Source organism: Micropruina sonneratiae (assembly GCF_025972045.1).
GTDB classification, from domain to species: Bacteria; Actinomycetota; Actinomycetes; order Propionibacteriales; family Propionibacteriaceae; genus Micropruina; species Micropruina sonneratiae.
This window is the reverse complement of sequence record NZ_JAPDHX010000001.1, coordinates 316,905-336,982: the sequence shown is the minus strand read 5'-3', so window position 1 is coordinate 336,982 and position 20,078 is coordinate 316,905. Positions and strand designations below refer to the sequence as shown.

The following is a 20,078-nucleotide window of genomic DNA, read 5'->3' as shown; positions in this document are numbered from 1 at the left end:
CTCATCAGGGCCCGACGAGCACGGCCACTGTGCGGGCCGGCAGCCGGACCCAGTCGCCCTCGACCCGGGTGCCCTTCACCACCGGGTCGTGACCGCGGGCCTGCACCGGATGCAGCACGTGACCCGCCAGCCCCGGCACGGGCAGCCTCTGTGCCAGCGGGGTGGCGTTGACCACCATCACCAGGCCCGACCACACCGCGCCGGGCGTGGGGTCGCCGATCGTGTCGTCGACGCGCATCACCAACGTCCCCGGCACGTGGTGGACCGTGTTCGACAGCGGGAAAGTCATCTTGGTGCGCACCGCATGCCCCGAGGCGAGCCGGAACAGGGTGCTGGACGCCCGCAGCCGCAGCAGGTCGAGGGCCTGTTCGTGCGCCTCGGCGATGTCGGCAGGGCCCGGCTTGAGCGTGTGGTCGGCGAGGAACGGGCCGAAGAACCCCCACTTGGGGCCGTTGTCGTCCTCGGGCGGCAGCCCGGCGCCGAAGCCGTTGTCGGTCATCGTCCAGTCGAGGAAGTTGAACCAGTCGCCGGAGTTGTAGGAGTTCCGGTCGAGGCTCTTGCTGCGCAGGATGTCGGTCCCCGCGTGCCACAGCACCGGCCCCTGGCCGAGGGTGGCCAGCGCGAGACACAGCGTGTTCATCCGGACGCGGTCGGCCATCGCGGTGGCCCGCGGCAGCTTCATGGTGAGCGCGTCGAACAGGGTTTCGTTGTCGTGGGCGTCGACGTAGGTGATCACCTCGTCGGGCTCGCTGGCGTAGCCGGCGGGTCGGCCCTTGTAGTCGAGTTCGTCGCCGCGCAGCCAGTTGCGCCGGCTGTTGGCCGGCAGCCAGAAGTCCCTCAGGTTGCCGGTCAGGCCGAGCTGGATCAGGTCGGTGTCGACGAGCAGCCGGTCGCGTTGCCGGTACCCGTCGCCGTTGACCGGGGCCTCGTTGTCGTCGGTGAGCAGGCCGGTGCCGAAGCCCTGGCCGCGGGGGTCGGCGTCGAACGGACCGCCGCCACGGACGGCGTCGCGGAGCCGGTCGTTGAAGGTGCCGATGCCGGTCCCGGCCAGGTTGCCCTGCCTGGCCTGCACGAAGCGGGCGTCGTCGGCGACCTCGCCGAAGTTCCAGCCCTCGCCGTAGAGGGTGACCGCCGAGCCGTCCACCCCGTCACGCTCGGGGGTGAGGGCGTCCAGCGCGGCCCGGACGGCGAGCAGGTTGGCACGGCTGTGATGCCCCATCAGGTCGAACCGGAAGCCGTCCACCTTGTATTGCCGCACCCACAGCACGCTGGCGTCCACCATCAGCTTCTGCGCCATCGCGTGCTCGGTGGCGACGTTGGGGCAGCACGTGGAGAGCTCGGTGAAGCCGAGCGGCGACAGCCGGTGGTAGTAGCCGGGCACGATCCGGTCGAGCACCGACTTGGCGCCCTGGCCGTGGCCGGCGGTGTGGTTGAACACCTGGTCGAGCACGACCCGCAGGCCCAACGCGTGCAGGGCGCCGATCATGGCGCGGAACTCGGGCACCCGGGCCGACCCCTCGGCGCTGGCCAGGCTCGAGCAGTAGGAGCCCTCGACAGCCTGGTAGTGCCACGGGTCGTAGCCCCAGTTGAACGGGCTGTTGGTCACGGTGAGCCTGATCAGCCGCTGCTGATGGGGGCTGTCGGGCGGCAGCGCCCTCAGTTCGGCCTTGGCCGGACGCCGCTGCCGCTCCTTGGCCTCCTCGACGCTGGCGTTGTCGAACACCGGCAGCAACTGGACGGTGTTCAACCCGGCCTCGGCAAGGCGTTTCAGGTGCCTGGTGCCGAGGCTGTCGCGGGTGAAGGCGAGGAAGCTCCCGCGTTCGTCCTCGGGCACCGACTTGTCACTGATCGAAAAATCGCGCACGTGCAACTCGTAGATCACCTGGTCGACGGCGTGCCGCAGTGGCGGCGCAGGGGTGCTGCGCCACTGCTCAGGTTGCAGGGTGGGGTCGTCGAGGTCGACCACGACCGAATGGGTCGAGTTCACGGTCAGCGCCAGCGAGTACGGGTCGGTGACCGGGTTGGTGACGACCCGCTGGCCGGCGGGCGCGAACACGGTGACCGCCCAGCGGTAGCGGGCCCCCCGCCACGACTCCTCGCCGGTCACCGACCAGCAGCCGTCGGGTTCGCGGGTGGTGGGGAGGGTGTCGGGGCGGTCGTGCAGGTCGGCGTCCGGCGCCCACAGCTGCAGGGTGACGCCGCGCGCGGTCGGCGCCCACAGCCGCAGGGTGGGGACGCCGTCGTGCCAGGTCAGGCCCAGCCGGGCGCGGGTGGCGTCGGCGTACACGTCATCGAGGACGCCGGGCAGTTGCAGCGAGCCGGAGTTGACCAGGCGTCCGGACGGCTGGTGGGCGCTCAGCGCAACCTGGCCACGCAGCAGTTCTTCGGCCCGGGACGCCGTGGCGCCGTCGATCCACAGCGCCAGGTAGCCGCGCAGGTGGGGGCGATCGGCCAGTACCTGATCGGGAAGCCCGTCGGGATCGAGGGTGAGGTCGGCGGTGTGCCAGCTGACCGGCTCGCGGGCCTCGACCTCGATGCGGCCGTCGGCGCTGGCGTGCAACCGCCAGTCGAGGGCGGCCGGATCGGTACCGGGAGGCAGGCCCTCGGTGGGCCACGCGATCAGGTCACGCCGAACCCAGTGACCTGCCGCCAGCGTCAGGTCGGGCCGGCCCTGCAGCCTGTGCATGCGTCACCTCGTCGTGTAGCGGTCCCGCCCATCCTGCCCCGGTCGGGTGTGGGGCCGTGTACCCCTCGCCGCGGGGTTCGGGCATTGGGGGACGCCTCCGGGCCGCCGGTCTCGACATCGGCGTCCGCTGGAGGGAAACCGTGCCGATGGGGCGTTACAAGCCGAAAGCCGGACGCCCAACCCTCGACTCGGCGCCGATGTCGAGACCGGTAGGCCGGCGAGTGGTCAGCGACCCGCGCCCCGGACGCCGTCCCGATTGGTCCACGACCGACGAGAATCCTGCCCCGGGGCCGTCAGCGCAGCTGCTGCTGGTTGCGAGCCCGGGCGTCCGCGATCGACTGCGGGGTGGCGCCCGCCTCGCCCTCGGCGATCGGCACCACCGCGACGGCGGTGCCGTAGCAGCAGACCTCGGAGAACTGGGCCGCGATCTCGCCGGTGTCGAAGCGGCAGGCGACGATCGCGTTCGCGCCCCGCTGGGTGGCCTGCTCCCACATCCGCGCCATCACCTGCTGGCGCGAGTCGTAGACGAGTTGGGTGTATTCGTTCACCTCTCCGCCGCCGATCGCCCGGAAGCTGGCCACGAAGTTGGCGCCGATGTTGGCGGAGCGGACGGTCATGCCCATGACCTCGCCGAAAACGGCTTCGATCCGGTAACCGGGAATGTCGTTGGTGGTGACGATCAGCATTGCCTCATCGTATGGCGCGGAGCGGTCACCGGCCGCGTCCGGTCACCCAGCAGCCTCGTCCACGTTTCGAGCCGTGGTCTCAGCCTGCGGCTGTCATGCGGCTGTAAACCAAGCCTGTCTAGGGTGCGACCATGGCCGATTTGCACATCAGCATGGGGGACGTCACCGCCGACCTTCCCATCAGCGAGGGCACCGTGCGCGCGACGGGGCTGTCCGCGATTCCGACAGAACGGGGTGGTTTGACCTCCTACGACCCCGGCTTCGTCAACACGGCCGCCTGCCGCAGTTCGATCACCTACATCGACGGGGAGGCCGGCATCCTGGAGCACCGGGGCTACCCGATCGAAGAGTTGGCGGAGCACTCGACCTTCCTTGAGGTCGCCTACCTGCTGATCAACGGCGAGCTGCCCACGGCGTCCGAACTGGAGAGCTGGGACTACCAGGTCAACCGGCACCGGCTGGTCCACGAGAACGTCTACGACATCATCAACTCGTTCCGCTACGACGCCCACCCGATGGCGAAGCTGATGGCGTCGGTGGCGTCGCTGATGACCTTCTACCCGTCGTCGCGCAAGATCGCCGACCCCGAGTCGCGGGTGCTCAACTCGTTCCGGCTGCTGGGCAAGATGCCGACTCTCGCCGCCGCCACCTACCGCCAGTCGATCGGACGCCACGCCGTCTACCCCAGCGACGAACTGGGCTACGTGGAGAACTTCCTGGCGATGCTGTTCCAGTCCCAGCAGCGGGTGTGGCGGGCCGACCCGCGGCTGGTGCGCGCCCTGGAGATCCTGTTCATCCTGCACGCCGACCACGAGCAGAACTGCTCGACCACCGCGGTCCGCACCGTGGCATCCTCGGGCAACGACCTGTACACCTCGTGCGGCGCCGGCATCGGTGCCCTGTTCGGTCCGCTGCACGGCGGCGCCAACGAGGCGGTGCTGAAGATGCTGCGCGAGATCGGGTCGCTCGACCGGGTGCCCGAGTTCATCGAGGGCGTCAAGAACGGCAAGGGCCGGCTGATGGGCTTCGGTCACCGCGTCTACAAGAACTACGACCCGCGCGCCAAGGTGATCAAGAAGGCCGTGGACGACGTGTTCGAGGTGCGCGGCATGAACCCGCTGCTGAAGATCGCCGTCGAGCTGGAACGGATCGCGCTCAACGACGAGTACTTCGTGAAGCGCAAGCTGTACCCCAACGTCGACTTCTACTCGGGCCTGATCTACGAGGCGCTGAACTTCCCCACCGAGATGTTCACCGTGCTGTTCGCCGTCCCCCGCACCGCCGGCTGGATCGCGCACTGGCAGGAGCAGCTCACCGATCCCGACCAGCGGATCATCCGGCCCAAGCAGATCTACTCCGGCTCCGAGCGGCGCACCTACGTGCCGCTGGAAGATCGGTGAGCCGGCAGTCCTGGGTGGGGCCGGTCACACTGACCGGCTGGGGGGTGACCCTCAAGCCGTTGAAGCCCGAGCACGCCGCCGCTCTGGCCGCGGCGGCGTCCGACGGTGAGCTGTGGAAGCTGCGGATCACCAGCGTGCCCGAGCCGGGCACCGAGGGCGCGTACATCGCCACCGCGCTGGAGGACCCGGCCCGGGTGCCGTTCGTGGTGACGGACGCCGCCAGCGGCCTGGTGCTGGGCAGCACCAGCTACTACGACATCGTCCCCGCCATCAAACGTGTTGAGATCGGTTACACGTGGTACGGGCGCAGCGCCCAGCGTAGCCACGTGAACACCGCCTGCAAGCTGATGTTGCTCACCCACGCGTTCGAGGTGCTGGACGCCGCGGTCGTCGGCTGGCGCACCGACCACGAGAACCTGGCCAGCCGGCGGGCGATCGAGCGGCTCGGTGCGAAGTGGGACGGCGAACTGCGGCACCACATGCTGCGGCGTGACGGCAGCGTCCGGAACTCGGTGTTCTACAGCATGCTGGCCGACGAGTGGCCGCCGGCCCGGGAGCGGCTGACCGAGCGGATCGGACGCCCCCGCGACCTTCCCGACTTCCAGCAGTGACCGGCCCGGGCACTGCCTCGCGCCGCGGAGGTTTCTGAAATCTGGCCCACGAACGCAGGGTCACGGCGGGCTGAGCGTCGACCCGGCCGTTGCGGGTCCACATTTCAGGGGACGCGGGTCGGGGCGTCCCGGCCCCGGCGTCCGGTTCGGCGCGGCGTTGCCGCAGCCCTAGGATCGACGCGTGGCATTGACAATCGGCATCGTCGGGCTGCCCAATGCGGGCAAGTCCACCCTGTTCAACGCGCTCACCCGCAACGAGGTGCTGGCGGCGAACTACCCGTTCGCGACCATCGAACCCAACGTGGGGGTGGTCGGGGTGCCGGACGAAAGGCTGCCGCAGCTGGCGAAGATCTTCGGCTCGCAGGCGATCATTCCCGCCACCGTGTCGTTCGTCGACATCGCCGGCATCGTCAAGGGCGCTTCCCAGGGCGAGGGCATGGGCAACGCGTTCCTGGCCAACATCCGCGAGGCGGACGCCATCTGCCAGGTCACCCGGGTGTTCCGCGACCCCGACGTCACCCACGTGGACGGCGCGGTCAACCCCGGCAACGACATCGACACGATCAGCACCGAGCTGATCCTGGCCGACCTGCAGACGCTCGAGAAGGCGCTCCCCCGGCTCGAGAAGGAGGCCCGGCTCAACAAGGACCGCAAGGCGGTGCTCGACGCGGTCACCGAGGCCCGCGACGTCCTCGACTCCGGACGCGGCGTCTTCGCCGCCGGTCTCGACCGCGAACCGCTCAAGGAACTGTTCCTGCTCACCGCCAAGCCCTACATCTACGTGTTCAACTGCGACTCCGACGAGCTCACCGACACCGCGCTGCTGGAGAAGATGCGCGCCCTGGTCGCGCCGGCGGAGGCGATCTTCCTGGACGCCAAGATCGAGTCCGAACTCGTCGAGATGGAGCCGGACGAGGCCCGCGAGTTTCTCGAGGAGATGGGCATCGCCGAGCCCGGTCTGGACGTCCTGGCTCGGGTCGGCTACGAAACCTTGGGCCTGCAGAGCTACCTCACCGCAGGCCCCAAGGAGTCGCGCGCCTGGACGATCCGCAAGGGCGCCACCGCTCCCGAGGCGGCCGGGGTGATCCACACCGACTTCCAGAAGGGCTTCATCAAGGCCGAGATCGTCAGCTTCGACGACCTGGTCCGGCTGGGCGGCATGCAGCAGGCCAAGGCGGCCGGCAAGGTGCGCCTGGAGGGCAAGGACTACGTGATGGCTGACGGCGACGTGGTCGAGTTCCGATTTAACGTATAGCGTTATTGACGAATCTCGTTATATCCTGGCCCCCTGATCAGGTCGTTCGGCGACAAGAAGACCGAACGGCTGTGGCGTCGCGAGCGCGTGCGGTCCATTGATCCAGGATCCATCGCGTCGCACTACGCAAGCCTCGTCAGGTGGGATCGGCGGAGGTCCTGGAGGACCTCCGTGCCCCGCCCGGCAACCGGCTCGAGGCTCTCAAGGGTGATCGGGCCGGACAGCACAGCATCAGGATCAACGACCAGTGGCGGATCTGCTTCATGTGGACCGACGCCGGACCGGAGGAGGTGCAGATCGTTGACTACCGCTGACAGGATCGAACCGATCCACCCGGGCGAGGTCCTCATGGAGGACTTCATCGAGGGATTCGGCATCACGCAGAACAAGCTGGCGGTGTCGATCGGGGTGCCGCCGCGGCGGATCAACGAAATCGTGCACGGCAAGCGAGGCATCACGGCGGACACCGCGCTGCGCCTTGCGAAGTACTTCGGGACGTCGGCGGAGTTCTGGATCAACCTGCAGAGCCACTACGAGCTGGCCCGCGCGGAGGATCTCGCGGGCAAGCAGATCGCGTCGATCACCCCGTTCAGCGTCGCCTGACCGGGCATCTCATCGTGGTCTCCGGTCTGCCCGGGGTCGGCAAGACGAGCATCGCCGAGATCATCGCTGCGCGCACTGGGTCGGTCCACCTGTCCATCGATGCGGTCGAGGAGTCGATCCTTGCCTGCGGCCTGCCCTCGGGGTGGCAGGTCGGCGTCGCTGCGTACGAGGCTGCGCGTGCGATGGCGGAGCAGAATCTGCGGCTCGGCCACGATGTCGTCGTCGATGCGGTCAACGACAGCGAACCGGCTCGGCAGACCTGGCGTAGTGCGGCCTCGCGAACAGGTGCACAGCTCGAGTTCGTGCACCTCGTGGTCTCCGATGGGCAGGAGCATGAGCGGCGGCTCAACGGCAGGGATCGTGGCCTCGTCCACGTCGGCGAACCCACGTGGGCGGACGTGCAGCGCCGTCGCACCGAGTACGCCGCGTGGTCCGATGAGGTTCTTGAGTTCGACACCGCGGGACGGACTACCGACGAGGTCGCGCTGCTACTGATCCCCCGGTCAGCAAGAGCTGAGCCGACGTCACCGCTGATGGTTTCTTCGTGCCGGAACTCGGTGGAGTTCAGGTTCACCGTATAGCGCTACCGTCCGCTGTACCGCGCCGGGCATCGGATCGTTGCGGTCACGCCGCCGGACACGTCGTGACCAGCTGTCGAGCCCAAATGCGCCGTCCGCGCGACACCAAGGGCCTTCCCACGCCGGCACCGCCCTGATCGACCGTGGCCGGACGCGGAACAGCCATCGGTGTTGGGCCCGATCACGGGAGACCACGGCACGCTTGAGCGCATTGGCGCCCGGTTCGATCAGCGAGGGGCGATCGGTTGATGATCTCGGCGTCGTTCTCGAGCAGGGTCGCCAGTTGCCGCCGCCAGGTCTCGCGCACCTCGGGCGTCAACGGCGTCCAGTCGTGGATCTCCTCCACGACGATCATCGGTGCGACGGCTCGGAACGAGCGGGTCGGGTTGCCGGGGAACTTCGGTGTAGCGACAGCATGCGGACGTCGCATTGCAGCGGCGCTGCAGCCCGGATGCATGAGCCCCGACCGCCGACGCGGGTGAGCGCGCACACGCCCCCATCGGGCGCCGGCCGCCCCGACTGGTAGGAAGGTACGCATGCTGACCGACTTCGTGCGCGATCACGCCTTCACCATCGCCTGGTTCGGCCTGATGACCATGGTCTGGCTCGGCTGGGCGCAGGAGGATCCGCCCGAACGGTTGCGGCTGCCGTTGGGCGTCGGTTCGGGGCTCGGCCTGGTGCTCACCGGGCTCTTCGTGTACCCAGTGGTGACGCACTGGCGCACCGACAGCGCCCTGACCGGCCAGTACGCCTGGTTCGGGGTGCTCGTCGGTCTCGAGGTGCTCGCCGCGGCGATCGGCTGCGTGGTGCTGTGGCGCCGGGGAGCGTCCCGGTGGATGGCGTGGTGGGTGGCGTCGGTGGTCGCGGTGCACTTCCTGGGCCTGGCGGTGATGCTGCGCGATCCGGCCGTCGCCGCATTGGGCGTGCTGCAGGCCGTGGCGCTGTTCGTACTGGTGCCCCGGCTCAGGGCCGGCCAGGCGACGTCCAGCCGTCTCGTCGGTCCCGTGATGGGGCTCAGCCTGCTGCTGTTCGCCGCGGCTTCCGCGATCGTGTTCGTCGTCCGTCACGGCGCCCCCTGGGCCTAGCGGACGCCGACGCCCACTCCCTCGACCGCGTCAGCCGAGCGCCCGGTGTCCGGCCGGCGTCATCCGGCCCTCGCGTTCGAGTTGCTCGGCGATCAGCCGGTTGCGTTGCGACAGCGTGCCGCGGCCGCGGCGAGGGGTGAAGCGCTGCAGGTAGGAGTCGGCGTCGTAGCCGCGTCGGGTGCTTTCGCTCCACCCGTACGCCAGGCCCGCCTCGAGTAGTTCGTGGAAGCTGACCGAGGGACGGGTGCTGCGCGCCTTCGACAGCCGGACCCAGCCGCCCGGGTGTGAGTCGTGGTGGGCCGCCAGCCAGGCCCACAGGCCGGCGACGTCGGCGAACTCGAGGACGTCGTCCGCGGGGTGCTGGGTCATGGCGGGAGGCTAGCCGGCTGGACTGACAGTCGTGCAGCGTGCAGCGCCCCCGCCGCGGCGGCTCCGTCTCGACCCCCAAGTACGGCCGCTCGGGGTGTGGCCGGGCGGGTCAGGACGCCGCGAGCTCCTCCTCCATCGCGGTGAACTCCTGCTGCACCTCGGCGTCCTGCGTGAAGGTGGCGTTGCTGACCACGATCGCCACCGCCAGGTTGAGCAGGAAGCCGGGCACGATCTCGTACATCACCGAGTGCAGCGCGTCGATGCTGCCCCAGACGAACACGGTGACCGCGCCGGCCACCATGCCGGCCAGGGCGCCGGTGGCGGTGAGCTTGCGCCAGTACAGCGACAGGATCACCAGCGGGCCGAACGCAGCGCCGAATCCGGCCCAGGCGAAGGCGACCAGTTCGAGGATGGCCGAGTTCTGGTCCAGCGCCATCAGCCCGGCGATGATCGCCACGACCAGCACCCCGAGTCGACCCAGCACGAGCTGCTGCTTGGCGGTCGACTTCCGGCCGACCATGTTGTAGAGGTCCTCCACCAGCGCCGAGGAACACACCACCAGCTGGCTCGACATCGTCGACATGATCGCGGCGAGCACGGCGGCCAGCACCAGGCCCGCGACGAACGGATGGAAGAAGATGCGGCTGAGCAGCAGGAACACCGTCTCGGGATCGTCCAGCGGCAGCGCGGGGTCGCCGGCGAAGTAGGCGATGCCGATCAGTGCGGTCAGGATGGCGCCGACCGCGGTGAGGATCATCCAGATCAGGCTGACCCGGCGGGCCACCACGGCCTCCTTGGCGCTGCGCAACGCCATGAAGCGGACGATGATGTGCGGCTGGCCGAAGTAGCCCAGCCCCCAGGCCGCCGTGGAGACGATGCCCAGCGTCCACCAGAACGCGCCCTTCTCACCGAAGCCGGCGAACAGGTTGAAGGCGTCCGGGTTGACCGAGGTGGCCGATCCCAGCGCCGCTCCCCAGCCGCCGAGTTCGACGATCGCGATGATCGGCACGATCACCAGCGCGGCCACCATCAGCAGCCCCTGCGCCACGTCGGTGAGGGTGGCGCCCAAGAAGCCGCCGAAGAGCGTGTAGACCAGGGTGATCCCGGCCACCAGCACCATGCCGAGCACGTAGTCCCAGCCGAACGAGCTGACGAAGAACTTGCCGGCGGCGACCATGCCCGAGGACACGTAGAAGGTGAAGAAGACCAGGATCACCACCGCCGCGGCGATGCGCAGTGGCCGCGCATTGCCCTTCAGCCGCTTGGCGAAGAAACTCGGAATGGTGATCGCGTCGTCGGCGATCTCGGTGTAGGCGCGCAGCCGGGGCGCCACGAACTTCCAGTTCAGCCACGCCCCGACGGTGAGACCGATCGCGATCCAGGCCTCGACCAGGCCGGCCGAATAGATGGCGCCGGGCAGGCCCATCAGCAGCCAGCCCGACATGTCGGACGCGTTGGCCGACAGGGCCGCGACCGAGGGCCGCAGGCCGCGCTCGGCCAGCATGTAGCCGCTCAGGTTCGCAGTCTTGCGATAGGCGTAGTAGCCGATGCCGAGCATGGCCGCGAAGTACAGGACGATGGCCAGCATCTGGTAGGTCTGCTCGGACATGCGCTCCTCCTCGGTTGGGCCGCGGGGGTGGGCCGCTTCCGGGCACCGTACCCCAGCCCGGACGGCGCTGTCCCCGTATCGGGCCTCCCCAGTCCGCTCAGCCCGTCAGGCTGCTGACGGCTAGCACCAGGATGGAGCTGTTGAAGAAGAAGGTGAGCACCGAGTGCATCATCACCGGCCAACGGTCGCGGCGACCGGTCACCGTCACGTCGGTGGTCGCGAAGGTGGTGCCGATCAGGATCATGAACGCCGCCACGAGGCCCACGGCCGCCGCGATCAGGGACGCGCTCAGCGCCGTCCAGCGCACCACGACGTTGGCACCCTGGTCGGCGGGAACGGACGGCGGTGCAGGCTGTCCAGGCCGACGGTCACCACCCTCACCAGGAGGTAGCGGGTCCCGACCAGGCACCAGATCAAGCAGCGGACCCGGCTCGCCCTCGAGGGCTTCGCTGACCACTGCCATCCCGACAGCGGCGATACCGGGTGCCGCAGCGGTCACCGGCGCAACCTCAGAAGCAGGTCAGCCCACGACTCGAGAAGATCGCCCGCGTCGACGCGACCAGTTCGGCCGACGGCGGCGCCGTCTCGGCCAGTTCGTAGCTCAGCCCGAGTTCGGCCCACTTGCCGCGCCCCATCTGGTGGAACGGCAGCACCTCCACCCGGCTCACGCACCGCAGGGAGGCGGCGTAGTCGGCGATCGGCTCGATGGTCGCCGGGTTGTCGGTCAGCCCCGGCACCAGGACGAACCGGATCCAGGTCTCGATGCCCGCCGCGTCCAGGCGGCGGCCGAAGTCGAGGGTGGGCTGCAGCCGTCGTCCGGTCACCCGGTGATAGGTGGGCTCGTCGCCCGCTTTGACGTCGAGCAGCACCAGATCGACATCGGCCAGCATGGCGTCGTCGGCGTTGCGGCCCAGGAAGCCCGAGGTGTCGATCGCGGTGTGGATGCCCAGCTGCTTGGCGGTGGCCAGGATCCGCCGGGCGAAGGCGGGCTGTTGCAGCACCTCGCCGCCGGACAGGGTGATGCCGCCCCCGGTCGCCCTGAACACGCCCCGGTAGCGCTCGATCCGCGCCAGCAGGTCGGACGCCAGCACCGGCACGCCGCGATTGGCGGCCATCGTGTCGGGGTTGTGGCAGTACAGGCAGCGCAGCGGGCAGCCGGCCAGGAAGGTGGTCATCCGGGTGCCCGGGCCGTCGACGGCGGTGACCAGCTCCCAGGAGTGCACCGACCCGACCTCGCCACAACGCTGAGCCATCAGCAGTTCGCTGCGGGACAGGTGGTCGGCCACCGGGATGCCGCCCAGCATGGTGGCGCGGACGGGCGGAGCCGGGCGAAGGCTCGACCGCCTGTCGTCCCGGCACGCACCGTCATCCCGGCACGCACCGTCATCCCGGCGCACGCCGGGATCTCGGGGCAGGCCCGCCACGACGGGGACGCCCGAGTCGGCGGGCGAGCCCGCGAAGGCTCCCCCGACGACCTCCGGCAGTGCTGCCGTCACGGGTCAGACCGACTCGTGGAAGGTGCGGGAGAGGACGTCGAGCTGCTGCTCGCGGGTCAGCTTGGTGAAGTTCACCGCGTAGCCGGAGACCCGGATGGTCAACTGCGGGTAGTCCTCCGGGTGTGCCATCGCGTCGAGCAGGGTCTCCTTGTTCAGCACGTTGATGTTGGCGTGGTAGAGGCCCTCGCCCATCCCCGCGTCCAGGATCCCGACCAGGTTGGCGACCCGCTCGGCCTCGGTGCGGCCCAGCGCCGGCGGGGTGATCGTGTTGGTCAGCGAGATGCCGTCCAGCGCGTCGTCGTAGCTCAGCTTGCCGACACTCATCATCGACGCGATCATGCCGTGGCTGTCGGCGCCGTTCTCGGGGTTGGCGCCCGGCGCGAACGGCGTGCCCGCCCGGTGACCGCACGGGAACGACCCGGTCGCCTTGCCGTAGACCACGTTCGAGGTGATGGTGAGCACCGACTGTGTCGGCACGGCGTCCCGGTACAGCTTCAGCGACCGGATCTTGTCCATCACGGTCTTCACCACGAGAGCGGCCAGCTCGTCGGCGCGGTCGTCGTCGTTGCCGTAGCGCGGGAACTCGCCCTCGGTGATGTAGTCGACGACGAGGCCCGAGTCGTCACGGATCGGGGTGACCGTGGCGTACTTGATGGCCGCCAGCGAGTCGGCCACGATCGACAGCCCGGCGATGCCGCAGCCCATGGTGCGGACGATCTCGTCGTCGTGCAGCGCCATCTCGATCGCCTCGTAGGCGTACTTGTCGTGACTGTAGTGAATGATGTTGAGCGCCTCGACGTAGGTCTCGACCGCCCAGGTCAGCATCTGGTCGTACTTGGCCCAGACGGTGTCGAAGTCCAGCGGCTCGTCACCGGCGATGCCGGTGAAACCGGTCACGATCTGCTTGCCGGTCATCTCGTCCCGGCCGCCGTTCACGGCGTAGAGCAGGGTCTTGGCGGCGTTCAGCCGAGCACCGAAGAACTGCATCTGCTTGCCGATCGCCATCGGCGAGACGCAGCACGCGATGCCGGTGTCGTCGCCCCAGTGGCTGCGGATCTCGGCGTCGGACTCGTACTGGATGGCCGAGGTCGCGATCGAGATCAGCGCGCAGAAGTCCTTGTAGCCCTGGGGCAGCTGGTCGTCCCAGTAGATGGTGATGTTGGGCTCGGGCGCCGGACCGAGGTTGCGCAGCGTCTGCAGCAGCCGGAACGACGTCTTCGTCACCAGGGTGCGGCCGTCGTCGGCGAAGCCGCCGTCGGACCAGGTCGCCCAGTAGGGGTCGCCGGAGAAGATCTGGTCGTACTCGACGGTGCGCAGGAAGCGGACGATCCGCAGCTTGGTGACCAGAGCGTCGATCACCTCCTGCACGCCCGACTCGTCGATGAGGCCGGCGGCCAGGTCACGCTCGGCGTAGACGTCGAAGAAGCCGGACAGCCGGCCGATGCTCATCGCGGCGCCGTCCTGGCTCTTCACGCTGGCCAGGTAGGCCAGGTAGGTCCACTGCACCGCCTCGACGAAGGACGCCGCGGGGCGGGCCAGGTCGAAGCCGTAGCTCGCGCCGAGGTTCTTCAGCTTCTTCAGCGCCTTGATCTGCTCGGCGTGCTCCTCGCGGTAGCGTGCCCAGCTCTCGCTGAACGGCTGGTCGGCGACGGCGTCCTTGTCGGCCTGCTTGGCGGCGATCAGGGCGTCGACGCCGTACAGCGCGACCCGGCGGTAGTCCCCGATGATCCGGCCGCGGCCGTAGGCGTCCGGCAATCCGGTGACCAGGTGCGAACTGCGGGCGGCCCGGACCCGCGGGGTGTAGATGTCGAAGACGGCCTCGTTGTGCGTCTTGCGGTACTTGGTGAAGATCTCCTTGACCCGCGGATCGATCTCGAGACCGGCCTCGGCGATCGCCGTCTCGACCATTCGCCAGCCGCCGGCCGGCATCATCGGACGCTTCAGCGGGGTGTCGGTCTGCAAGCCGACGATCACGTCGTCCTCGGCGCAGATGTAGCCGGCCGGGAAGGCGTCCACGTCGGCCGGGGTGTGGGTGTCGACGTCGTAGACCCGCTGCGCCCGCTCGACCGAGAGGAAGTCGCGCTGCAGGGTCTGCCAGACGGTCAGCGTCCTGGCCGTCGGCCCGGCCAGGAAGGACGCGTCGCCGGTGTAGGGCGTGAAGTTGCGCAGGATGAAGTCACGGACGTCGATGTGCTGCGTCCACGCGCCGGGAGTGAACGATTCCCAGGCGTCGGTGCGAATGACGGGGGTGGTGGCCACGGCGGTCACGAGTGTCTCCTCGGAAGTGGGCGCGCGGCGAGGGTGTCGCGCTCGAGCGCCACGTCACGCTCCCAGGTCGACTTCGGCTCGACACACTGCGCGCTTATTGGTGCTCTTAACTAGTACTATATCGTGTAGTAGTCGCCCGGCCCAAACCGGACGCCGCCTGGCGAGGACGGCCACCACGGGTGTCTAGGCTGCTCCCATGCCAGCCGACGACGACGAGACCGATCTCGGTCCGGCGTTCGATGAGACCGTAGAGGCGCGGGGCGCCGACACCCGTCGCCGGCGGTTGGAGTTGAGCCTGTTCGCTCTGGCGTTGATCCTTCAACTGGGCGCTATCGCGCTGCGCATGTCGGGCACGGGCTACGTCGAGGTGGTGATCGCCAATCGGCTCGCCATCGCCGCCTACCTGACCGGCCTGGCCGCCATCTTCGTCCGGTACCGCGGCTGGGACGCCCGCAAGGCCGATCCGCGCAACCACACCTACTATCTGCTGCTCTCGCCGCTGGCGGGGGTCGCCATGGTCGCCGTGCTGGGCGCCGACCGCGACGCGGGGTTCGCGAACACCGCCGGCCTGGTGCCCGGCCTGATCGCCTCGAGCCTGGCCTGGGGCTGGGCACACAACAGCCGGATGGCGAACCGCGCCGACTTCGTCGAGGCAACCGAGACCGCCCGGACCATCTTCTGGGGCTGGAGCAGCATCGCCGTGCTCTCCCTGATCGAGAGGATCACCCACGAGCTGCGCGGCACGCCCTACGTGATCCCCGACCTGGTGTACTCGCTGATCTCGCTCGGCGCGTTCCTGATCCTGGTCTCGACCGGCTACACCCAGTACATCCGCGCCCAGGAGCAGATCCAGCGCGGCGAGCACCGCGCCGAACGGCGACGCCGCAGGGGTCGGCGCCGGGCCGGATTGCTGACGCGCGGCGGGCGTGCTCAGGACGAGGCGTAGAAGGCGCGCATGGCCTGGGCCAGCCAGCCAGGGTCACGCACGCCGCACAACTCGCGCGCCGAGTGCATGCTGAGCAGGCCGATGCCCACATCGACGGTGCGGATGCCGAGCCGGGTCGCCGACAGTGGACCGATCGTCGAGCCGCACGGCACGGCGTTGTTCGACACGAAGTCCTGGGTGGGGACGCCGGCCGCACCGCAGGCACGACGCCAGGCCGCCTCGCCAAGGGCGTCGGTGGCGTAGCGCTGGTTGGCGTTGAACTTGATCAACGGACCCGCATTGGGCAGCGGCAGGTGGTCGGGATCGTGCAGCTGCGGATAGTTCGGGTGGACGACGTGGCCGGCGTCGGCCGACACCAGCAGCGATCTCGCCCGGGCCGCGGCAGCCTCCTGCAGGCTCCAGCCCAGCGCCTCCCCCACCCGGGCCAGCACCGACTCCAACAGCGGGCCGGACGCCCCGGTCGCGCTCGCCGAGCCGACCTCCTCGTGGTCGAAGCAGGCCAGCACGGTCACCGCACCGGGGTCGGTGGCCGCGGAGATGGCGGTGACTCCGGCGTGCACGCTGGCCAGGTTGTCGAGCCTCGGCGAGGCGAACAGTTCGCCGTCGAGGCCGAAGGTGGCGGGCGGTTCGGTGACGAAGGCGACCAGGTCGTGGCCGAACACCTCGTCGGCGCTCAGCCCGGCCAGGGACGCGACGACGTCGACCAGGTCGGCCTCGGGGCGTCCGACCGCGAACACCGGGTGCAGGTGCTGCTGTCGGTCGAGCACCAACCGTTCGTGGACGCTGCGGTCGAGGTGCGGCGCGACCTGCGGGATGCGCAGTAACGGCCCCGTCTGCACCAGCGTCGCGTCACCGGCGCCGTCAACCAGGCGTCCGGCCAGTCCGAACTCGCGGTCCAGCCAGGCGTTCGGCAGCGGACCGCCGTAGACCTCCATGCCGGCCTGCTGCCAGCCCAGCCGCGACGACGTCGGCCGGGGCTTCAGCGTGAAGCCGGGTGAGTCGGTGTGCGCGCCGACGATCCGGAAGGACGGTTCGGCGAGCCGATCGGGGATGCGCCAGGCCAGCACGGAGCCGTCGCGGACCAGCACGTAGCCGCCCGGCTCGGCCGGGAACCGGTCGGTCTCGGCGACCGACACGAAGCCGGCCGCGGCGAGCAGCCGAGCAGCTTCGGCGGCGGCATGGAATGACGATGGGCTGGCGGTGATGTACGCCGCCAGCCCATCGAGGTGCGACATCGGCATGTCGCGACCCTACGCGCTACTGCTGTTCGTGCTCGGGACGACCCCACTTCGACTGCTGGCCGTGGTGCTTCAGTACACCTTCGGCGGTGTATCCCTCGTCGGCCTGGTTGGGCTCGCTGACGTCGTAGCCCTGCTTGGTGCCCGAATGCTCGGGGGCGACCTCGTAGGTGTCGGGATCCTTCTCGGTGGGGCTTTCCGGGGTGCTGGTCATCACAGCTCCTTCATCTCGATGCGGTACTGCCCGCCGCAGTGTGCCTGGCATTGGGGCGGGCGCCCCATTGCGCTTCTGATCAGGAGCTTAGCCCGGCGATCCGGCCGCTCACCAGCGCTTCTGCCGCTGTGCACCGAGTCGGTCACGGGTTTTGTCGGCACCGCCCGGCAAGATCGACGGCATGGAGTTCGCAGCATGGGTTCTGACCGCCGCCGCGCTGGGTGCGTTGCTGGGCGCGCTGGTCGTCCGCCTGGTGCTGCGCGCCCAGGGCACGGCGTCCGGGGCCGCCGACGCGGCGGCGATCAGCGCCGGCAGGGCCGACGTGGCCGAGGCGCGTCGTGAGGCGTCCGAGGCCCGCGCCGAAGCGGCCGCCGCCCGCGAGACGCTCGCCCGCGCCGACACCGACGTGCAGCGGGCCCGCGCCGAGGTGGCCGAGGCGCGCAGTGCCGCGGCGTCCGCCGCCGCCGAGGCGGCCGAGGTGACGGCCATGTTGACCGGCGCACTGGCCGAGCGTGACGCCGCCAAGCAGCGCGCCGCCGAGCTGGCCGCCGACCGTGAGTCGCTGGTCAACCAGTTCCGCACCCTGTCCACCGACGCCCTCGAACGCCAGGGCAAGCTCGCCGACAGCACCGCCGAGCAGCGGCTGCAGGCCACCGAACTGTTGCTGCAGCCGGTGAAGGAGGTGCTCGAGAACTTCCGCGAGAGGCTCGTCGAGGCCGAGAAGCAGCGCGCCGTGCTGGCCGCCGAGTTGAACCATCAGGTGCGCAGCGTGCAGGCCACGGGTGAGCAGTTGCAGCGCGAGACCCGTGCCCTGGTCACCGCGCTGCGCAAGCCGCAGGTGCGCGGCAACTGGGGCGAGCAGCAGCTGAAGAGGGTCGTCGAGCTGGCCGGTATGGTCGAGCACTGCGACTTCTACACCCAGCAGACCACGACGACCTCGGCCGACCAGCGCATCCGCCCCGACCTGAAGGTGCAGCTCGAGGGCGACCGATTCGTGTGGGTCGACTCCAAGGTGCCGCTGAGCGCCTTCCTGGACGCCCACGAGACCGACGACGACACCGAACGGGAACGCTGCCTGGCGCTGTTCGCCAAGAACGTCCGCACCCACGTCGACCAGCTCTCCGGCAAGCAGTACTTCAAGTCCGACCTCGGCAGTCCCGAGTTCGTGGTGATGTTCATCCCCAGCGAGGCCCTGGCGGCCGAGGCGTACCGCCGGATGCCCGACCTGCACGAGTACGCCGCCCGCAGCGACATCGTGCTGGCCACCCCCACCACCCTGATCGGCCTGCTGCGGGCCGTCGCCTACGGCTGGAAGCACGCCGCGCTGGCCGACTCGGCCGCCCAGGTGTTCGAGCTGGCCCGTGAACTGTACGACCGGCTCGGAACGATGGGCGGCCACCTCGATCGGCTCGGCCGGCAGCTGACCGGGTCGGTGAGCGCCTACAACTCCGCCGTCGGATCGCTCGAGTCGCGGGTGTTCGCCACCGCGCGCCGGCTGCGCGACCTGCACGTCACCGACAGGGAGCTCACACAGCTGACGTCGTCCGAGGCCGCGGTCCGCCCGCTCACCGCCCCCGAGCTCGTCGAGGACGCCGTCCAGGTCACCCCGATGATCGGCGCACGCGACGCCGACGAGGCCGCGCAACTCACCCGCCCCCAGCCCGAGCTAGGCGAACTGCTGGCGCCCGAGGCGGCACCGGCGTCCCACCGGCGGCGCACCGCTGGCTGAGGCGGCAGCGAGCGACGACAATGTGGCCATGACCGTCACCTCGCATGGCAACAGAGCGGCGAGCGTCACCGCGGAGTCCATCGAGCAGGCCGCCGAGCGGCTCGCCGGGGTGGTCATCGAGAGTCCGCTCCAGTTCAACAAGCGGCTCTCGGACGCCACCGGTGCGCAGGTATGGCTCAAGCGCGAGGATCTGCAGCCGGTCCGCTCGTACAAGCTGCGCGGCGCCTACAACCTGATCGCCCAACTCGACGCCGGCGAACGCGCGGCCGGCGTCGTGTGCGCGAGTGCCGGCAACCACGGCCAGGGGGTCGCCTTCGCCTGCGCCAGGCTCGGCATCCACGGCCGCATCGTGGTGCCCTCCACCACCCCGAGGCAGAAGCGCCAGCGGATGCGGCAACTGGGTGAGGGTTCGGTCGAACTGATCGTCCATGGCGACAGCTACGACGAGGCGGCTGCGCTCGCCCAGGGCATCGTCGACGAGGACGGCCTGACGATGGTGCCCGCCTTCGACGATCCGCGCACCATCGCCGGCCAGGGCACCGTGGTGGCCGAGATCGTCCGGCAACTGGGCCGGGCGCCCGAGCGGCTGATCGTGCCGGTCGGCGGCGGCGGCATGCTGGCCGGGTGCCTGACCTGGCTGGCCGAGCGCCATCCGGAGACGAAGGTGGTGGGCGCCGAGCCGTCGGGCGCGGCGTCCATGGCGATCGCGCTCGAGGCGGGCCGGCCACGTGACCTGCCTCGGCTCGATACCTTCGTCGACGGTGCGGCCGTGCGCCGGGTCGGCGACCTGCCGTTCAGCATCGCGCAGCGGCTCAAGCCGCACATGGTGTCGGTGCCCGAGGGCCGGATCTGTTCGGAGATGCTCGAGCTCTACCAGACCGACGGGGTGATCGCCGAGCCGGCCGGCGCACTGGCCAGCGCCGCGCTGGGCATCTACCGGCCCAACGCCGGACGGGTGGTGGTGGCGATCATCTCCGGCGGCAACAACGACCTGTCCCGCTACGCCGAGATCACCGAACGTGCCCTGGTCTACGAGGGCCGCAAGCACTACTTCCTGGTCGACTTCCCACAGGAGCCGGGGGCCTTGCGCCGCTTCCTCGACGAGGTGCTCGGGCCCGACGACGACATCACGCTGTTCGAGTACGTCAAGCGCTCCAACCGCGAGACCGGGCCGGCCCTGGTCGGCATCGAACTGGGCGACCCCGCCGACCTGCACGGGCTGCTCGACCGCATGCTGAACAGCCGGATCGGCGTCGAGCGCATTCCTCCCGACAGCCCCTTCTACCGGTTCGCGGTCTGAGCCCA

The 20,078-nt window shown here is 69.7% G+C and carries 20 protein-coding genes; 10 read left to right on the top strand and 10 right to left on the bottom strand.

Annotated features, from left to right (window positions below):
- Positions 1-4: 4 nt before the first annotated feature.
- Together pulA and OIE40_RS01650 are read right to left on the bottom strand one after the other, a co-directional pair.
- The gene (gene pulA, locus OIE40_RS01655) at positions 5-2,686 is read right to left on the bottom strand and encodes a pullulanase-type alpha-1,6-glucosidase (RefSeq protein WP_264699313.1); all 2,682 of its coding nucleotides are present in this window, start codon (positions 2,684-2,686) and stop codon (positions 5-7) included.
- 293 nt (positions 2,687-2,979) lie between these two features.
- The gene (locus OIE40_RS01650) at positions 2,980-3,372 is read right to left on the bottom strand and encodes a YbjQ family protein (RefSeq protein ID WP_264699311.1); all 393 of its coding nucleotides are present in this window, start codon (positions 3,370-3,372) and stop codon (positions 2,980-2,982) included.
- 131 nt (positions 3,373-3,503) lie between these two features.
- On the opposite strand from OIE40_RS01650, the gene OIE40_RS01645 reads away from it, so the two are divergent.
- The 6 genes from OIE40_RS01645 to OIE40_RS01620 all read left to right on the top strand — a co-directional run bounded on the left by OIE40_RS01645 (position 3,504) and on the right by OIE40_RS01620 (position 7,822).
- Positions 3,504-4,772 carry a citrate synthase gene (locus tag OIE40_RS01645; RefSeq protein WP_264699309.1) on the top strand — a complete coding sequence of 423 codons (1,269 nt, stop codon included), beginning with the start codon at positions 3,504-3,506 and terminating at the stop codon, positions 4,770-4,772.
- The gene (locus OIE40_RS01640) at positions 4,769-5,383 is read left to right on the top strand and encodes a GNAT family N-acetyltransferase (protein ID WP_264699307.1); all 615 of its coding nucleotides are present in this window, start codon (positions 4,769-4,771) and stop codon (positions 5,381-5,383) included. The genes OIE40_RS01645 and OIE40_RS01640 overlap by 4 nt, the downstream gene beginning before the upstream one ends.
- 181 nt (positions 5,384-5,564) lie before the next feature.
- Positions 5,565-6,638, top strand: a complete 1,074-nt coding sequence (gene ychF / locus OIE40_RS01635; RefSeq protein WP_264699305.1) for a redox-regulated ATPase YchF — start codon at positions 5,565-5,567, stop codon at positions 6,636-6,638.
- Between the two features lie 140 nt (positions 6,639-6,778).
- Positions 6,779-6,952: a type II toxin-antitoxin system RelE/ParE family toxin gene (locus tag OIE40_RS17105; RefSeq protein WP_319805186.1), complete on the top strand. Its 174-nt coding sequence runs from the start codon at positions 6,779-6,781 to the stop codon at positions 6,950-6,952.
- On the top strand, positions 6,939-7,241 hold the full coding sequence (locus OIE40_RS01625; RefSeq protein ID WP_264699303.1) for a HigA family addiction module antitoxin: 303 nt from the start codon (positions 6,939-6,941) through the stop codon (positions 7,239-7,241). Before OIE40_RS17105 ends, OIE40_RS01625 begins: the two co-directional genes overlap by 14 nt.
- A 14-nt stretch (positions 7,242-7,255) precedes the next feature.
- A complete protein-coding gene (locus OIE40_RS01620; protein ID WP_264699301.1) occupies positions 7,256-7,822 on the top strand; it encodes a P-loop nucleotide/nucleoside kinase family protein in 567 nt (188 codons plus the stop codon).
- A 178-nt stretch (positions 7,823-8,000) separates the two neighbouring features.
- On the opposite strand, the gene OIE40_RS01615 is transcribed toward OIE40_RS01620, so the two are convergent.
- Entirely contained in the window at positions 8,001-8,249 is a 249-nt protein-coding gene (locus OIE40_RS01615; RefSeq protein WP_264699299.1) for an NAD(+)--rifampin ADP-ribosyltransferase, read from the bottom strand.
- A 106-nt stretch (positions 8,250-8,355) separates the two neighbouring features.
- Here OIE40_RS01615 and OIE40_RS01610 point away from each other — a divergent pair, with 106 nt between their 5' ends.
- Entirely contained in the window at positions 8,356-8,904 is a 549-nt protein-coding gene (locus OIE40_RS01610) for a hypothetical protein (RefSeq protein ID WP_264699297.1), read from the top strand.
- A 30-nt stretch (positions 8,905-8,934) separates the two neighbouring features.
- Here the strand turns inward: OIE40_RS01610 and OIE40_RS01605 are convergent, their stop codons facing one another.
- The 5 genes from OIE40_RS01605 to pflB all read right to left on the bottom strand — a co-directional run bounded on the left by OIE40_RS01605 (position 8,935) and on the right by pflB (position 14,646).
- The gene (locus OIE40_RS01605; protein ID WP_264699295.1) at positions 8,935-9,273 is read right to left on the bottom strand and encodes a YdeI/OmpD-associated family protein; all 339 of its coding nucleotides are present in this window, start codon (positions 9,271-9,273) and stop codon (positions 8,935-8,937) included.
- Positions 9,274-9,382: 109 nt separating this feature from the next.
- Positions 9,383-10,882, bottom strand: coding sequence for a sodium/proline symporter PutP (putP, locus tag OIE40_RS01600; RefSeq protein WP_264699293.1), 1,500 nt, complete (start codon positions 10,880-10,882; stop codon positions 9,383-9,385).
- Positions 10,883-10,979: 97 nt separating this feature from the next.
- Entirely contained in the window at positions 10,980-11,192 is a 213-nt protein-coding gene (locus tag OIE40_RS01595; RefSeq protein WP_264699291.1) for a DUF1345 domain-containing protein, read from the bottom strand.
- Positions 11,193-11,391: 199 nt separating this feature from the next.
- Entirely contained in the window at positions 11,392-12,378 is a 987-nt protein-coding gene (gene pflA / locus OIE40_RS01590; protein ID WP_413774446.1) for a pyruvate formate-lyase-activating protein, read from the bottom strand.
- A gap of 3 nt (positions 12,379-12,381) precedes the next feature.
- Entirely contained in the window at positions 12,382-14,646 is a 2,265-nt protein-coding gene (pflB, locus tag OIE40_RS01585) for a formate C-acetyltransferase (protein WP_413774445.1), read from the bottom strand.
- Positions 14,647-14,842: 196 nt separating this feature from the next.
- On the opposite strand from pflB, the gene OIE40_RS01580 reads away from it, so the two are divergent.
- Positions 14,843-15,592, top strand: a complete 750-nt coding sequence (locus OIE40_RS01580) for a hypothetical protein (RefSeq protein WP_264699289.1) — start codon at positions 14,843-14,845, stop codon at positions 15,590-15,592.
- Here OIE40_RS01580 and OIE40_RS01575 read toward each other — a convergent pair.
- Both OIE40_RS01575 and OIE40_RS01570 read right to left on the bottom strand, forming a co-directional pair.
- Positions 15,577-16,833: a M18 family aminopeptidase gene (locus tag OIE40_RS01575; RefSeq protein WP_264699288.1), complete on the bottom strand. Its 1,257-nt coding sequence runs from the start codon at positions 16,831-16,833 to the stop codon at positions 15,577-15,579. The two genes, OIE40_RS01580 and OIE40_RS01575, sit on opposite strands and share 16 nt — an antisense overlap.
- 16 nt (positions 16,834-16,849) lie before the next feature.
- Positions 16,850-17,044 (bottom strand): hypothetical protein, encoded by a 195-nt coding sequence (locus OIE40_RS01570; protein ID WP_264699286.1) that lies wholly within the window; start codon positions 17,042-17,044, stop codon positions 16,850-16,852.
- Positions 17,045-17,225: 181 nt separating this feature from the next.
- Between OIE40_RS01570 and OIE40_RS01565 the strand changes: the two genes are divergently transcribed.
- Together OIE40_RS01565 and ilvA are read left to right on the top strand one after the other, a co-directional pair.
- A complete protein-coding gene (locus OIE40_RS01565; protein WP_264699283.1) occupies positions 17,226-18,773 on the top strand; it encodes a DNA recombination protein RmuC in 1,548 nt (515 codons plus the stop codon).
- 28 nt (positions 18,774-18,801) lie between these two features.
- Entirely contained in the window at positions 18,802-20,073 is a 1,272-nt protein-coding gene (ilvA, locus tag OIE40_RS01560) for a threonine ammonia-lyase IlvA (protein ID WP_264699281.1), read from the top strand.
- The last annotated feature ends 5 nt before the right edge of the window (positions 20,074-20,078 follow it).

Coding starts and splice junctions, on each gene's coding strand:
- pulA (WP_264699313.1), bottom strand. CDS start 2,686: ATGCACAGGCTGCAGGGCCGGCCCGACCTGACGCTGGCGGCAGGTCAC.
- OIE40_RS01650 (WP_264699311.1), bottom strand. CDS start 3,372: ATGCTGATCGTCACCACCAACGACATTCCCGGTTACCGGATCGAAGCC.
- OIE40_RS01645 (WP_264699309.1), top strand. CDS start 3,504: ATGGCCGATTTGCACATCAGCATGGGGGACGTCACCGCCGACCTTCCC.
- OIE40_RS01615 (WP_264699299.1), bottom strand. CDS start 8,249: ATGCGACGTCCGCATGCTGTCGCTACACCGAAGTTCCCCGGCAACCCG.
- OIE40_RS01610 (WP_264699297.1), top strand. CDS start 8,356: ATGCTGACCGACTTCGTGCGCGATCACGCCTTCACCATCGCCTGGTTC.
- OIE40_RS01605 (WP_264699295.1), bottom strand. CDS start 9,273: ATGACCCAGCACCCCGCGGACGACGTCCTCGAGTTCGCCGACGTCGCC.
- putP (WP_264699293.1), bottom strand. CDS start 10,882: ATGTCCGAGCAGACCTACCAGATGCTGGCCATCGTCCTGTACTTCGCG.
- OIE40_RS01580 (WP_264699289.1), top strand. CDS start 14,843: ATGCCAGCCGACGACGACGAGACCGATCTCGGTCCGGCGTTCGATGAG.
- OIE40_RS01575 (WP_264699288.1), bottom strand. CDS start 16,833: ATGCCGATGTCGCACCTCGATGGGCTGGCGGCGTACATCACCGCCAGC.
- OIE40_RS01570 (WP_264699286.1), bottom strand. CDS start 17,044: ATGACCAGCACCCCGGAAAGCCCCACCGAGAAGGATCCCGACACCTAC.
- OIE40_RS01565 (WP_264699283.1), top strand. CDS start 17,226: ATGGAGTTCGCAGCATGGGTTCTGACCGCCGCCGCGCTGGGTGCGTTG.
- ilvA (WP_264699281.1), top strand. CDS start 18,802: ATGACCGTCACCTCGCATGGCAACAGAGCGGCGAGCGTCACCGCGGAG.